The organism is Paenibacillus medicaginis (assembly GCF_042138635.1).
Lineage (GTDB): Bacteria > Bacillota > Bacilli > Paenibacillales > Paenibacillaceae > Paenibacillus > Paenibacillus medicaginis.
The window spans coordinates 170824-185616 of the sequence record NZ_JBHIRY010000004.1; the positions used below are offsets into that span (position 1 = coordinate 170824).

The 14793-nt window shown below is 52.8% G+C and carries 12 protein-coding genes and 1 pseudogene; 5 read left to right on the forward strand and 8 right to left on the reverse strand.

All coding sequences use genetic code 11. The features are described 5' to 3' along the window. Positions 1-682 precede the first annotated feature (682 nt). Positions 683-1327: a hypothetical protein gene (locus tag ACE5LO_RS06355; RefSeq protein WP_375519179.1), complete on the forward strand. Its 645-nt coding sequence runs from the start codon at positions 683-685 to the stop codon at positions 1325-1327. 89 nt (positions 1328-1416) lie between these two features. On the opposite strand, the gene ACE5LO_RS06360 is transcribed toward ACE5LO_RS06355, so the two are convergent. From ACE5LO_RS06360 to ACE5LO_RS06370, 3 genes are all read right to left on the reverse strand, one after another. Further along, positions 1417-1926, reverse strand: coding sequence for a hypothetical protein (locus ACE5LO_RS06360; protein ID WP_375519180.1), 510 nt, complete (start codon positions 1924-1926; stop codon positions 1417-1419). A 63-nt stretch (positions 1927-1989) separates the two neighbouring features. Continuing rightward, on the reverse strand, positions 1990-2538 hold the full coding sequence (locus tag ACE5LO_RS06365) for a MarR family winged helix-turn-helix transcriptional regulator (protein ID WP_375519181.1): 549 nt from the start codon (positions 2536-2538) through the stop codon (positions 1990-1992). Then, the gene (locus ACE5LO_RS06370; RefSeq protein WP_375519182.1) at positions 2528-4861 is read right to left on the reverse strand and encodes an ATP-dependent DNA helicase; all 2334 of its coding nucleotides are present in this window, start codon (positions 4859-4861) and stop codon (positions 2528-2530) included. The genes ACE5LO_RS06365 and ACE5LO_RS06370 overlap by 11 nt, the downstream gene beginning before the upstream one ends. Before the next feature lie 226 nt (positions 4862-5087). Here ACE5LO_RS06370 and ACE5LO_RS06375 point away from each other — a divergent pair, with 226 nt between their 5' ends. Continuing rightward, positions 5088-5264: a Spo0E family sporulation regulatory protein-aspartic acid phosphatase gene (locus ACE5LO_RS06375; RefSeq protein ID WP_375519183.1), complete on the forward strand. Its 177-nt coding sequence runs from the start codon at positions 5088-5090 to the stop codon at positions 5262-5264. A 479-nt stretch (positions 5265-5743) separates the two neighbouring features. Here ACE5LO_RS06375 and ACE5LO_RS06380 read toward each other — a convergent pair. From ACE5LO_RS06380 to ACE5LO_RS06400, 5 genes and pseudogenes are all read right to left on the reverse strand, one after another. Beyond that, positions 5744-5851 (reverse strand): annotated as a pseudogene (locus ACE5LO_RS06380) (LysR family transcriptional regulator); the annotation flags it as partial. 81 nt (positions 5852-5932) lie between these two features. Continuing rightward, positions 5933-7621, reverse strand: coding sequence for a glycerol-3-phosphate dehydrogenase/oxidase (locus ACE5LO_RS06385; protein WP_375519184.1), 1689 nt, complete (start codon positions 7619-7621; stop codon positions 5933-5935). A gap of 651 nt (positions 7622-8272) precedes the next feature. Then, the gene (glpK, locus tag ACE5LO_RS06390) at positions 8273-9766 is read right to left on the reverse strand and encodes a glycerol kinase GlpK (RefSeq protein ID WP_375519185.1); all 1494 of its coding nucleotides are present in this window, start codon (positions 9764-9766) and stop codon (positions 8273-8275) included. A 37-nt stretch (positions 9767-9803) separates the two neighbouring features. Continuing rightward, positions 9804-10625, reverse strand: a complete 822-nt coding sequence (locus tag ACE5LO_RS06395; protein ID WP_375519186.1) for an MIP/aquaporin family protein — start codon at positions 10623-10625, stop codon at positions 9804-9806. A 210-nt stretch (positions 10626-10835) separates the two neighbouring features. After that, positions 10836-11393, reverse strand: coding sequence for a glycerol-3-phosphate responsive antiterminator (locus ACE5LO_RS06400; RefSeq protein ID WP_375519187.1), 558 nt, complete (start codon positions 11391-11393; stop codon positions 10836-10838). Between the two features lie 275 nt (positions 11394-11668). Here ACE5LO_RS06400 and ACE5LO_RS06405 point away from each other — a divergent pair, with 275 nt between their 5' ends. From ACE5LO_RS06405 to ACE5LO_RS06415, 3 genes are all read left to right on the forward strand, one after another. After that, positions 11669-12553, forward strand: a complete 885-nt coding sequence (locus ACE5LO_RS06405; protein WP_375519188.1) for a PRD domain-containing protein — start codon at positions 11669-11671, stop codon at positions 12551-12553. A gap of 101 nt (positions 12554-12654) precedes the next feature. Beyond that, on the forward strand, positions 12655-13110 hold the full coding sequence (locus tag ACE5LO_RS06410) for a PTS sugar transporter subunit IIA (protein WP_375519300.1): 456 nt from the start codon (positions 12655-12657) through the stop codon (positions 13108-13110). A gap of 33 nt (positions 13111-13143) precedes the next feature. Next, positions 13144-14595, forward strand: coding sequence for a PTS transporter subunit EIIC (locus ACE5LO_RS06415; RefSeq protein WP_375519189.1), 1452 nt, complete (start codon positions 13144-13146; stop codon positions 14593-14595). The last annotated feature ends 198 nt before the right edge of the window (positions 14596-14793 follow it).

Genomic DNA, 14793 nt, shown 5'->3' on the forward strand with positions numbered 1-14793 from the left:
CAGCCCTCATTATGAAGCATCCGCCGTTTACAGTAAACTCGAACCTGTTGGAAAATGCGGTCTGATGACTCAAAACCAAAATCAGTGCTTGACGAAATGAATTAGACTGAGGTGACGTCTATAGGGCTCGTGTCTTGGTGTCTTGGTGTCTTGGTATCTTGGTATCTTGGTATCTTGGTATCCCTGCACGCTGTCTTTGCACGATTATCCCTTTTGTTCAGGAGTAGGGGATGGTGGCTAGGGTTAGCCATAAGCGGTGCGCAGTTGCTGCAAACGAAAGAGCTCAGGCTGCAGCAAAATCACGGCCTTTCCTCCTCGCCTTATCCTTCATCTCCCGTTCGGTCAACTTTACTCGGTTACCTGATCAAACGGGATAATGGTGCAAAGCTTCTGAATAATGGTGTTGATCTGCCTCCCGGCCTCCCCACCCACCAGCCTTCCCCGTCCTCAAGCCTTCAACGCCCTTTAAGCACTGCCCAAGGAATGTTTGCAGGATGGCCGGACTTTTCGGCACATAGGTTTAGCTTTCTTTAAATATTCATTTAATATTACCCTCTATCGCATCAATAGCGTCGCAACAAATCTGACAGGACACATTTCTGACCACCGAACTGCTCTGAAGAATCAGGGCTGCAGGTTGTCTTAAAAACCCGGCCCACAGGGCCTTGAAAGGGGAATGAAGATGACATTGCATACAGTTGAAGATCTCGACCGCATCCGCCAAGAGTGCAGATCGATGGTAACCAAGCGGGCCATCGCTTCAGGCGGGACGGCTCTGATTCCGCTTCCCGGCGCGGATGTCTTTGCGGATGTCGGCATTCTGATGCAGTTGCTGCCTGCTATTAACGCTAAATTCGGTCTGTCCGAAAAGGACCTGTCCGGCCTGGATGCGGAAGCCAAATCCATGGTATACGGATTGATCACTTCTGTAGGGAGCAGTCTGATCGGACGTGTCGTAACAAAAGAAATCATTTTGCATCTGCTTCAGAAGCTGGGTCTTCGTATCGCCACCAAACATGCCGCCAAGCTTGTGCCCATTCTGGGACAGGGACTGGCCGCCGCGCTCGGCTTCACGGCTATGCGAGTGATCGGCAACCGCCATGTTGACGAGTGTTATGAGGTTGCCAAGCGCCTTATGCAACAGCGCGCAGCAGCGGATAACGCGACCACTTGGAGCGTGCGGCAGACACCGCTGAAGCCGATACCAGCAGGCCGTGTAATCCAGCTTCTTCCTCCGGGATCGAAAGGCCGGACGAAGCAGGCTTCAGAACAGGAAGACATGACCGAGCAAAATCTGAATAGAAATAACCCCCGCATCCGTGTTTAAAACCTTATTTGTTACTGTCGAGACTGTCAAGAGCCCAACCAAACCTCGGGTAAACCAAGGCCTTGGCTGGGTTCTCCGCTACTTCCTGTCTATTCGATCACTCTGACATTCAGGACATACCTGGAGTTGGGTAAGTATGTAATCTCAATGAACTTACCCGTGTCCGAGGGAGATATATATCGATAGCTCGTAAACACTGTACCATTAATTTCAATCTCCTGATCATGGAATGCTCGGCCTCTGCTTGAAATATCATCAGCCGTTCCATGGACGATTTGATAGTTCTTTGTAAAATAAGAGCCTAAATCCTGCACTCCCAAGTATGATTTGTATGAACAAAAGAGGATGAGGCCAGCACCGGATAATCCTGAAAAGATTTTTATCCATACGTCCTTTGCCGGACTTGTATTATTGTATTCATCCTTTTCAAATCTTTGGAAAACGAGACCCACTAAAACCATCCCACCCAATACACCCAAAAAACGGTTTATAAGCCAACTCAGAAAATATCGTTGAAGATTAAATAATATCGATGGACCAAGAATAAGAAAGAGAAGGGCTGATACAATGAACGCAAAAAATACGTAGATGATTTTCAAAAACTGATCCCCCTCCGAAGAGCTCCAGTAAACTCTCCGTACACCAATAATAAAAGCAGCAGGCTACTTCTCCGGCGGCTCTCCCTTGACCGTTCCTCCACACTCGGGGGCCTGCCATATCCGTTCAAAGCTGCCCTTCATCTTCACGAGGAGTTGCCTCATCATCTCATGATCCTCCTCCGTAAAATCGGACAGCAGCGTCTTAATCAGATTCTTATAGTAAGGAAGAATATCATCCAGAAAAGCCTGTCCGTCCTCTTTCAGCCGTACCGTGACCATTCTCCGGTCGCCTTTGTGCGCCACCCGTTCAATCAGTCCGTCCCGCTCAAGCCCGTCAATCAACCCTGTCATCGTTCCGCGCGTGACATCGGCCAGCAGGGCCAGCTCCGAAGGTGTCATATCATGAGGAGTACTCCGGGACAGGAGACTCAGTACGATGACCCTGCCTTGAGAGGCTCCCCGCTTGGCCAGGTCGCTGTTCATTTCACGGAATATCCCGTTCGCCAGCCTGGCGAACGCCAGGAAAGTCTCAATATCCGATATATCTGCTTCTTCATGTCCCGGGTTGCGGAGAATTCCGCGAATAGAGTCGTTATGAAAATTAAAATTCATCCTGTATCCTTCCCACTCCTTTACCCAAAAATCGATAATGTCTCCACTCCTCCGGCAGAAGCGAAGCATAAGGCTCCTTCACAAACCGGTCATCCACCAGCACGAGCACCCCTTTATCCGTTTCCGTCCGGATCAGGCGTCCTCCGGCCTGCAGCACTTTGTTCATACCGGGATATACGTAGGCATAATTAAATCCGTTCTTGCCTGCACGCTCGAAATAACTGCGGAGAATATCGCGCTCCGCGCCAATTTGCGGCAGACCTACTCCAACGATGACCACACCGTTCAGCCGGTCTCCGGGCAGATCGACGCCTTCGGCGAACACCCCTCCCAGCACCGCAAAACCCATCCGTGTCCTGTCCGTGCAGGGCTGAAACGCCGCCAGAAAGGCATCGCGCTCCTCTTCCCCCATACCCGGGTTCTGCACCAGAATCTCCGCATCCGTATCCCGGCTCATAAACTCTTCGGCCACCTCTCTTAAATAAGGGTAGGACGGAAAAAAAACGAGCAGGTTGCCTTTCTTCTCCGCCGCGAGCGTTTCCAGCATGTCGGCAATCGGCCCTCTGGAACGCTCGCGGTCCCGGTAGCGTATCGAAAGCGGTAGGAGGCGGACATTCCACTGCTCCGGATAAAACGGGGATGGGACATGCAGCGTATAGTCGTCTGCTCCCGCTCCCAGCATATCCCGGTAGTAAGAGAGCGGTGTCAGCGTGGCCGAGAAGTAGACGGCTGACCTGTAACCTTTAACGGCGGAAGCGATCAGAGCGGAAGGATCCAGACAGAACAGCCGTGTGATCAGATCCTCGCGCGTGTCCGCCGAATAGGTGACATAACGTTCATCGTACAAGCCCGAAATCCGGATCATATTTTGTGCGGCAAAGTAGGTGTCCAGCAGCAATGACTGCGCTGCGGCATCCTCTCCCGCGGGCTCAAGCAGCTCTCGTTCAGCTGCCCCCGCAAAGGAAGCAAGCAGCTCGATAAGCTCATGAGGCTGCTCCTCGGAGACTTCATAACCGGATTCCTTCAAAGCTTTGCGCAAATTAATGAAATAAGTGTTTATTGTGCCGGCCGCGGCGGCAACCCCCGGATTCACCGTCTTGAATACACTCTTCAGATCCAGGAAAGCGTCTTTGCCGATCTCCGCCGAATACATGTCACGGCCGCGCTCAACCAGATTATGCGCCTCGTCCACCAGGAGCACGCTCTTCCGTTTATTCTCCTCCAGCTGCCGTTTCAGGGCGATCCGGGGATCGAACACATAGTTGTAATCACAAATCACAGCGTCACAGGCATACGCCACATCCAGAGAAAACTCGAACGGGCACACGCTGTGCTTGCGGGCGTAAGCCTCAATGACCGGACGGGTCATGATCGTCTCATTCCCCAGAATATCTATTACCGCTCCGTTAATCCTGTCGTAATATCCATCACACATCGTGCATTCCCCGGCATCACAGCGATTCTCTTCCTTGAAGCAAATCTTGTCTTTGGCTGTCAGGGTAATGGCATGAATATGCAGGCCGTGACGCCGCATTCGGGCGAAGGCTTCCTCTGCCCCGGCGCGGGTGGTGGTACGAGCGGTCAGGTAAAAAATGCGCTGCATCCCTTCTTCCGTCATCGACTTCAATGCCGGATACAGGGTGGATATCGTCTTGCCGATCCCGGTCGGCGCCTTCGCGAACAGATTTACACCTTCGGTGATCGTTTTATATACCGCACCCGCCAGCTTGCGCTGTCCTGCCCTGTACTGCTCAAAGGGGAATTCCAGTGTACGGATGCTGTCATCCCTGCGCTCCCTGTGATCCGCCAGGAGACGCGCATAAGGCGCATATGCCTCGAGCAGAGAGCGGACGAATTGCTCCAGCTCGTGCAGCAGAAGCTGCCGCCGGAAGCGTCTGGTCTCCCCGCTCTCCTGCTGGACGTAGGTCAACTGGACCTGCATGGAAGGCAGACCTTCATCCACTGCAATCATATATGCATACAGCATGGCCTGGGCCCAGTGCACAGGCAGTCCGTCCCCTTCCGACTCGCCGGCGGGGCCGACGAAAGACTTGATTTCATCAACGGTCAGTACGCCATCCAACTCGATCAGCCCGTCGCAGCGCCCTTCTACCAGGAAGAGAAGGTCCTCGTGAACAAGCTCTGCTTTCAGCAGCACTTCCTTCCTGTCCGTCTCTTTATATTGCGCCTGAACGCTTTGATGCACCCTTGTCCCTTCCTGCATACTGCCTGCGGATCGAAACCCGGGTATAATGCTTCCGCTGCGATACACATATTCAACCAGCGGCCTTACTGAAATATGAACCGTTGCTCTTGTCTTCATGAGGTCACCCGTCCCAGTCTTTATCTTTTCACTTTACCATGCCTGCGAACATAACGTAAGTGATCTGAATGAATCAGCCGAGCATCTCTATTAAAAAGAAATTGAAATAAATGATATAAGTTATGGTAAAATATTATAAATTGATGACAAAATGCCGATAAGCATAATGTACATGTTTTTATCAAACAGCAGTGTAAAAGCATGACATCTTATGGGGAGGTGCCTTGTGAACCTCAAAGAACTGGAGCAATTGTTGGAGAAAGAACGGCAGGAACTTAACCGGATGGCAAATCAGCATGGACTCAAAGACAATCGTGTGTTGGACAAGTCGCTTAAGGTGGATCGGATTCTGGATATATACAACCGGGCCAAACTTGCAGCCTTCCGCCGACCATTGAATTAAATTTTAAGAAAAAACGTCTATCGAGACAGACCGCATTTAGACGGGCTCGCTCGGGTTCTCGTTTGTACGTTTTTTTGTACAAAAACCTGAGACGGGGCTCGCTCGGGTTCTCGTTTGTACGTTTTTTTGTACAAAAACCTGGGAGGGGGCTCGCTCAGGCTCTCGTTTGTACGTTTTTTTGTACAAAAACCTGGGAGGGGGCTCGCTCAGGCTCTCGTTTGTACGTTTTTTCGCACAAAAACCTGGGAGGGGGCTCGCTCAGGCTCTCGTTTGTACGTTTTTTCATACAAAAACCTGGGAGGGGGCTCGCTCAGGTTCTCGTTTGTACGTTTTTTCGTACAAAAACCTGGGAGGTAGTTTTCTTGCAATGATAGAATTGTTCAGCTCCGCTGAAAACTTATAAATTCTAGTATATAAAATGAAAGTCCGTTGTCCGGGAGACAGCGGTTTTTTTTCGTTGCTCTCCCTCTTGCTCTTCATTATTCACCGCTCTCCCGGCTGCTCTTCCGGAGCATGGACTGGGTAAAGGAAATCCACTCGCGTGCCGCAAACGACAGATAGCGGTCCTTGCGCCAGATCATCGCCAGACTGCTGCTGCACTGACGGCATAAAACAGAAAAAGGGAGTCCGTATGTGATGACGGTCTCCCTTTTTTGTACATTTATCCCTTATCCAACCGTCACTACGCTCTTCTCGTCCTCCGGCACCACGGCATAATGCAGCTCTGCTTCCAGTTCCTCTGTGTACCGCTCACGCTGCTCCACGCTCCAGCCTGCCCGCTCTGCCATAAGCGCTATGACTTGCGCCTTCCATTGCTTCACCCAGGCGATGTTGAAGAAGAGAGCGCCGGTACGGCGGATGAAGAAGTCGGCTGGTGTAACCGTCATTTCCTCTTCCAACGCATACAGCAACGAAATTCTCACCTCATCCGGAAGCGCCTCCTCAGCCGGACTCTGTTGTGGGCGGGCGGCGATGGCGAACAGCCGCTCGGCGTTGGAGCCGTAGCGCTTGGCCCAGGCTTCCGCCAGTTGGCGCGGCACACCGGCAGAGGCACCTTTATCGGCAGCAGAGCGCACGAAGGCCTCAAAGCCCTTGGAGCCGCCCACATCGCCGCCGGACATGGTCAAATCTCTGGTCACTGCACCACCATAAGAGGTTCCCGTACGTTCCTTAAGCAGCTCTACTGCCCGGTCCACGACCATTTCGGCCATTTTGCGGTAGCCGGTCAGCTTGCCCCCTGCAATGGTGACCAGCCCGGAGGCTGACTCCCAAATTTCATCCTTGCGGGAAATTTCCGACGGGTCCTTGCCTTCTTCATAAATCAGCGGTCGTACCCCCGCCCAGCTGGACTCTACATCTTCTACAGTGATTTTTACGTCCGGGAACATATAATTAATCGCATTAATAATATAAGCGCGGTCTGCCGTCGTCATGCGCGGATGGGCTGTATCGGCCTTATATACCGTATCCGTCGTTCCGACATAGGTTTTGCCGTCCCGCGGGATCGCGAACACCATCCGACCATCCGGTGTATCGAAATAAATCGCCTGCCGCAGCGGAAAACGTTTCTGGTCGAAGACCAGGTGCACCCCCTTGGTCAACTGCAGCGTCTTGCCTTTCCTGGACCCGTCCAGCTCACGCAGCGTGTCCACCCACGGCCCGGCCGCGTTAATGACCAGCGTCGCGCGGATATCATACCCCTCGCCCGATATGCGGTCCGCAGCATGCGCCCCGATCACGCGGCCGTTCTCATAGAGCAGCTTGGTAACCTTGGCATAGTTAACGGCCACGACTCCACTAGAAACAGCCCTTTTCATAACCTCGATCGTCATCCGGGCGTCATCCGTCCGGTATTCCACATAGGTGCCGCCGCCCTTCAAGCCTTCACGCTTCAGCAGAGGCTCCTTGGCGAGCGTCTCCTGTGCGTCATGCATGCGCCGCCGCTCGCTGTGCTTCACACCCGCCAGACGGTCATACACCTGCAGCCCGATGGAAGTCGTGAACTTACCGAACGTTCCTCCTTTATGCATCGGCAGCAGCATGCGTTCCGGTGTCGTGACATGCGGGCCGTTCTCGTACACGATCGCCCGTTCTTTACCAACCTCGGCCACCATCCCGACCTCAAACTGCTTCAGATAACGCAAACCGCCGTGAACAAGCTTCGTGGAGCGGCTGGAGGTGCCTGCCGCAAAATCCTGCATTTCCACCAGCGCCACCTTCATGCCCCGCATAGTTGCATCAAGCGCGATGCCCGCGCCTGTAATGCCGCCGCCGATTACCAGCACATCGAAATGCTCTCCAGCCATCCGCCGCAGCAGCTTGGCCCGTTCGTTCCCCGCAAATTGAACTGTAGTCATGTCGTTTCCCTCCGGATATTTTTTAGATTCAAGCGCTCAACCTGAACATCGGTGCTTGACGACCGGCCATTGGAACAAGGGGCTGTCGTCCTTTTCTGCTAACGGACTGGAGGGCTCTTATTTGCCCAAATGGCGGAATTTTATTGTCTTAACGGACTGGGAAGACCTTATTCACCCGAAAATAGCCTGAAACTTGCGTTTAAACGCTAAATAGGGGATATGGTGTCCGTTAGCATTCCACAGACGCTTGATTTTGCCGAAATAGCGGCATTACAGTCCATTAGGTGATCACATGCGCCATCTGATCCTGTCAAGCTCCGACTTCGGTATTGGACCGATAAAGAAAGTATAAGTTTTCAGCGGAGCTGAAGCTTTCTATAATCGCAAGAAAAACTACCGCTAAAAGCGGTCTGTCTTCTGTGAAGATACGTCAATAGACGTTTTTGTTACTGTTGATACTGCTCCCAAGCAAGCCAGCCATGGTACAAAAAAAGAGACCACGAACTTCACCGCAGCAGTAATGCCGGGTGCGTCGTGGTCTCTCCCAATCTCCTGACAAGGATATTAACTTGTGTCTATCGTACCATACTGCCTCGGAAAAAGAAACGATAAATCCGCCGCATAACCGTTCCTATATTATTTGAAGGTCTATTATTTGAAGGCCATGGCGGCATGAACCGCCTTCTTCCAGCCTGCATACAGACCTTCCCGGGTATCTTCAGCCATTTCCGGCTCAAAGGAGCGCTCTACCGTCATATGCGCACGCAATTCATCAATGTCCTTCCAGAAGCCCACAGCCAGACCCGCAAGCGAAGCCGCGCCCAATGCTGTCGTTTCGTGAACCGCAGGCCGCTCTACGACAGAACCGAGAATATCGCTCTGGAACTGCATCAGGAAGTCGTTCAGCACCGCACCGCCGTCCACCTTCAGCGTCTTCATCTTGATCCCCGAGTCACTCTCCATAGCCGCCAGCACATCCCGGGTCTGATAGGCCAATGCTTCCAGCGTGGCCCGGATAAAATGCTCCTTGGTCGTACCGCGTGTCAATCCGAACATGGCCCCCCGTACATCGCTATCCCAATATGGGCTGCCCAACCCTACGAAGGCTGGTACCAGGTACACGCCATCGGTCGACTCTACACGGGCAGCATAGGCTTCGCTATCCTTCGCTTCTTTGAACATGCGCAATCCGTCGCGCAGCCACTGAATGGCCGAGCCGGCCACAAAAATGCTGCCTTCCAGCGCATACTGTACCTTGCCCTCTTCCAGTCCCCAGGCGATTGTCGTAATCAGCCCGTGCTCGGATTCGACCGGCTGATCCCCTGTGTTCATCAGCATAAAGCAGCCCGTGCCATACGTGTTCTTGGCCATGCCTTTGTCATAACAGGCCTGCCCGAACAACGCTGCCTGCTGGTCACCGGCTGCTCCAGCGATTGGCACATTCTCGCCGAAGAAATGGTAATCGACCGTATGGGCGTACACCTCGGAAGACGGACGTACCTGAGGAAGCATGCTTTGCGGCACACCCAGAATATTCAGCAGTTCTTCATCCCATTTCAGTTCATGAATGTTGTACATCAGCGTTCTGGCAGCATTGGAGTAATCCGTGACGTGCGCCTTGCCGCCGGAGAGCTTCCAGATGAGCCAGGTATCGATCGTTCCGAACAGCAGCTCGCCGCGTTCAGCCTTCTCGCGCGCGCCTTCCACATGATCCAGAATCCATTTCACCTTCGTGCCGGAGAAGTAAGGGTCGATCAGCAGCCCGGTTTTACGGCGGAACACGTCGTTCAGCCCCTGATTTTTCAGCCCTTCACAGATTTGTGCAGTCTGGCGGGACTGCCAGACGATTACGTTATACACCGGAAGGCCGGTTTCTTTATCCCATACGACAACCGTTTCGCGCTGGTTGGTAATGCCGATGCCGGCAATCTGTGAAGCTTTAACTCCCGACTCCGACAGACAGGAAGCGATGACCGCGAGAATGGAGCTCCAGATTTCGTTGGCGTTCTGCTCCACCCAGCCCGGATGGGGAAAATATTGCGGAAACTCCTGCTGTGCCGTATATACAATTTCACCATCACGGTTAAATAAAATAGCCCGTGAACTGGTCGTTCCCTGATCCAGTGACAGAATGTATTTTTCCATGAGTATGCCCTCCTGTATGGTTAATATTTAATGGTAGTCAAGCCACCGACTTGCCTGTGGTGTTGATTGTGCGCTTGCGCCCGGCCTGCAGGGCAATCACGAGAACAACAACGATCAGTACGAGCACCACCCAGAATGCAGTCGTCAAGACGCCTTTAAACACAGCACTGTAAAAGAGTCCACCGAACGAACCGCCAAGCAGCGGGCCGACAATCGGAACCCATGCATATTTCCAGTTGGAGCTTCCTTTACCCGCAATCGGCAGCAGGAAGTGTGCGAGACGCGGGCCGAAATCACGAGCCGGGTTGATGGCATAACCTGTCGTTCCGCCCAGGGACAAACCGATACTTACAACCAGAAAACCAACAAGCAGCGGGTTCAGTCCTTCTGTAAAAGTATTGGCCCCCAGAGCCTGGAGAGCGAGCACAAAAACAAACGTCCCGATCATCTCGCTGAGCACATTCGAAAACGGATGATCAATCGCTGGTCCGGTGGCAAATACGCCAAGCTTCGCGCCCGGGTCCTCTGTAGCCTTCCAATGTGGCAGATAATGCAGATATACCAGTGTTGCACCCACCATAGCTCCCAGCAGCTGGGCAATAATGTAACCTGGCACGTCGGCCCACGGGAATGTCCCCTGGAATGCCAGCGCCAGCGTGACCGCAGGATTCAGATGCGCCCCGCTAATACCTCCAACCGCATAAACCGCAAACGCTACCGCCAGTCCCCAGCCCAATCCGATGACGATCCAGCCGGAGTTCTGTGCGAGCGATTTGTTCAGCGTAACCCCGGCACAAACTCCCGCGCCAAGGGTAATCAGAATCATGGTGCCGATAAATTCAGCAAAAAACGGCGTCATAATCATTTACCTCCTTCATTTCATTTTCCCTGACTAACTTCATGTAAACTTCATGCAAATTTTCATCCGCACAAAAAAGAGGAGAGCTAACACAAAACGCCCCACATGCTGCAGCATGTGATGTCTGTGTGGCTCTCCTCGTCTCCGTCACGGTGTATTAACTTGAGTTGATCATATCGTAAAATGAAAGCGGTGTCAACATGATTTTTTTCACAGCCGATAATGGTCAAACAAGTTCTTGTTCGAAGTAGTCACCGCCGTGGCTCCGGCAGCAAGCGCCAGCTCCACTTCCTTCACATCGCGGATCAATCCCCCGGCCAGAATGGGTATGCCTGTGCGCTCACTGACCTCCGCAATCATATGCGGCATGACACCTGGCAGCACCTCGATAAAATCCGGCTGTGTTTTCTCGACCAGTGTGTAGCTCTTTTCCAAAGCAATCGTATCCAGCATAAACAGGCGCTGAATGGCCAGAATCCCCTTTTTCTTGGCTGTAGTGATGACGCCGGCACGGGTGGAAATAATGCCGAACGGCTTGATCTCCTGGCACAGATACTGCGCCGCATACTCGTCATTCTTCAGGCCCTGCACCAGATCGGCATGCAGCAGCATATTTTTCTCCTTGCTCCGGGCCATCTGGTACAGGGTGCGCAGCTGCGCCACATGCGTATCGAGAAATACGCCGTATTTGTAGCTGCTCTCCAATATCGACTCAAACTGCTTCATGTTTTTAGCAGCCGGCAGAATCTGCTGTCCGTAAAAAGCCATGTCCGCCTCCTGTTCAGGTTTCCTTTTCTGTGAGATTAATCATATCTTATTCTTATCTTAAACGACGAATAGGCGAATGACAAAATTGGGGTTGACGGTGTCAGATTCGCTTCTATATGATGTAGGAAGAACGTACTATATATTAATTGGCGTGTTACCAACCCAGAGGGCATGAGCCAAGAAGCGAACATGAGAATATACTCGCTTCTTGGCTCTTTTTGCCATTCCTGAAAGCATAGAAGCCTTGATTTTACGAAGCAAGGAGGTGGTGAACCGTGAGTGAAGGAATGCTGCTGCAGGTAGAGCGGGTTGTCGGCAGCAATATTGTTCTGGCCCGGTCACACCAGAATACCAAGGAGTACGTGCTTATCGGCAAAGGGCTGGGATTTGCGTTCAAGGGGGAAAGTACAGTTCAGGCCGATGATCCGCGGATAGAGAAAAGATTCCGGCTGGAAGACCGGGAAGAATGGGGTCAGGCGCAGGAACTGATGAAAGACATGGATCCCAGGGTTATTGACATCTCCGACCGGATTATCCGCTTGATCGCCGAGCAATTTCCCGGCAAGCTGAATGACAAAATCTACCTCGCCCTGCCCAGTCATATTCAATTCACCTTATACAGGCTCCGCAACGGCATGGACATTCTGAACCCTTTCCTGCTGGAGACAAAGCTCAGCTTCCCCAAGGAATTCGAGATTGCTTCGGAAGCTGCTGCCATGATCGGAGAAGCCTTTGGCGTAAAAGTTCCGGAGGATGAGGCAGGTTTCCTCACGTACCATGTGTACTCCTCCGTCAACCACGTCCCTGTCGGGCAACTGGTCAAGGTGTCGAATGTGATCAGCAAGCTGCAATCCATCATTGAAGAGGAAGGAGGCATCCGCTTTGCGCAGGGCAGTCTTAGCCAGGCAAGGCTCATGATTCATCTGCGCTTTTCCATGGAACGCCTGTATCAGCAGCCCATGACCGCTCCAACCTTCGCTGAGTATGTGCGCAAAGAGTATCCGTCCGAATACCGGCTGGCGAAGAAGCTAAGCGCAGTAATGGCCGAGGATCTGGGCACAGAGGTACCGGAGGAAGAAACCGCTTTTCTGGCCATGCATCTATACCGGCTGTATCAGACCCACGCCAAATTAAACAACAGGAAGGACATCACGCAATGATCTGGAAATGGAAGAAAAACAAAGCAACCGAAGCATCTGAGGTATCTGAAGTATCCAAGACTCCCGAAGTACCCGAGATATCTAAAATATCCAAAGAAATTATGGTCGCCTCTCCGCTCACTGGAGCCTGTGTCAGTCTTGCAGAAGTGCCTGACGAAGCGTTTGCACAGGGCATGATGGGACCGGGAGCCGCTGTCATTCCGCAGGAGGGCAGGATGGTCGCTCCTATCGACGGAACCGTGGTGCACCTGATCAAATCGCATCATGCCGTCATGATTGAGCATAGTTCCGGATTGCAGCTCCTGCTGCATATCGGCATCAATACCGTCAGCCTGAAGGGACAGGGGTTTACGCCCAGAGTACGGGTTGGGGAACAGGTCACCGTCGGCCAGACGTTGATCGAATTTGACCTGAATGCCATCACTTCCGCCGGTTATCCTGTCATCACCCCTGTTATCGTTGCGAATGCGGCAGAGCAGCCGTGGGAGGTACAGCAGGACTACGGTAACGCAGAAGCCGGCCGGGGAACGATCATGAAAGTCAGCTTGCCCCAATAAAATAAACAATCCAAAACAGAAAGGAAGAACAATATGTTAAAAGCACTGCAAAAGCTGGGAAGATCCCTCATGCTGCCTGTGGCTACACTGCCTGCAGCGGGGATACTCCAAGGCTTCGGCCTACTGAATTATGAAAAAGATATTCCGCTCGGACCTGTGGTAGGGGGATTTCTCAATCAGTATGTAGCTCCGTTCCTGAATCAGGGGGCGGGTGCGATCTTCGGCAACCTTGCCCTGATCTTCGCCGTCGGGGTGGCGATCGGGTTGGCGGGGGATGCTGTCGCCGCGCTTTCCGCCCTGATCGCTTATATGGTGCTGACGCGGATTTTGGGCGCAGTTCCGGGCGTATTCGATTATATTCCTGACGATGTCAAGCTGGATATGGGCGTCCTAGGCGGTATATTTGCCGGTCTGCTGGCAGCCTATATGTATAAAAGGTATCACAACATCAAGCTGCCTGACTGGCTCGGCTTCTTCTCCGGCAAACGCTTTGTGCCAATGGTCACAGCCGGTTCCATGCTGGTGTTAGCCATCCTGATCGGTATGATCTGGAGCCCGATTCAGGACGCAATCGGTGCGTTCGGGGCCTGGATTGTCGGCTTTGGCGGCGTCGGCTCCATGGTGTTCATGATCGCCAACCGCCTGCTCATCCCGCTCGGTCTGCACCATGTCCTCAACTCTATCGCCTGGTTCCAGATCGGGGATTATACGAATGCAGCTGGGGAAGTTGTGCACGGTGACCTGACGCGCTTCTTTGCCGGTGACCCTACGGCAGGCATGTTCATGGCCGGCTTCTTCCCGATTATGATGTTCGCTCTGCCAGCGGCAGCGCTTGCCCTAATTCATACTGCCCGACCTGAAAAGCGCAAGATGGTCGCTTCCATCTTTATCGGCGCAGCAGTAGCTTCCTTCTTAACGGGTATTACCGAGCCGCTTGAGTTTTCGTTCATGTTCGCCGCGCCTCTGCTGTACTTAGTGCACGCCGTCCTTACCGGGGTGGCCGGTCTCATTATGTACCTGCTGAATGTAAAGCTGGGCTTCGCTTTCTCGGCAGGCCTGATCGATTATCTGGTAAACATGAAGCTATCGACCAATCCGCTGCTCATGATTCCGGTGGGACTCGCTTTCGCGGTCGTCTACTACTTCCTGTTCCGCTTCATCATCGTCAAGTTTAACCTGAAAACACCTGGGCGCGAGGATGATGTCTATGATGCCGATGCTCGCACGGATTCCGTGACAGCGGCGTCCACCGACTCCAAGGCCAGCAAGGTGCTCGCGGAGATCGGGGGAGCGAACAATATCGAAAGCATCGACGCCTGCATTACCCGCCTCCGGCTTGTGGTTAAGAACGACAAAGCCGTGAACGACCAGGCGCTTAAGAATCTTGGCGCTTCCGGTATTATGAGGCTTGGCGGCGGAGCCGTACAGGTCATCTTCGGTACCCAGTCCGAAATCCTGAAGGATGAGATTAAGAAGCTGATGTAGGCACGAATTGGCTTTGAAACAGTAATGCCCTTTAGATCGGGTCCCCTTCCAGAGGGTGACCGTGCTAAAGGGCATTTTCATAGGCATGCCTTGCACGATTGTCCCTTTTGATCAGGGAGTAGCAGCGGGTCGTCGGGGTTGCGTGTCTTGCTGTCCTTACAAAATGCCTTGTACGATTATCCCTTTCGTTCAGGGATG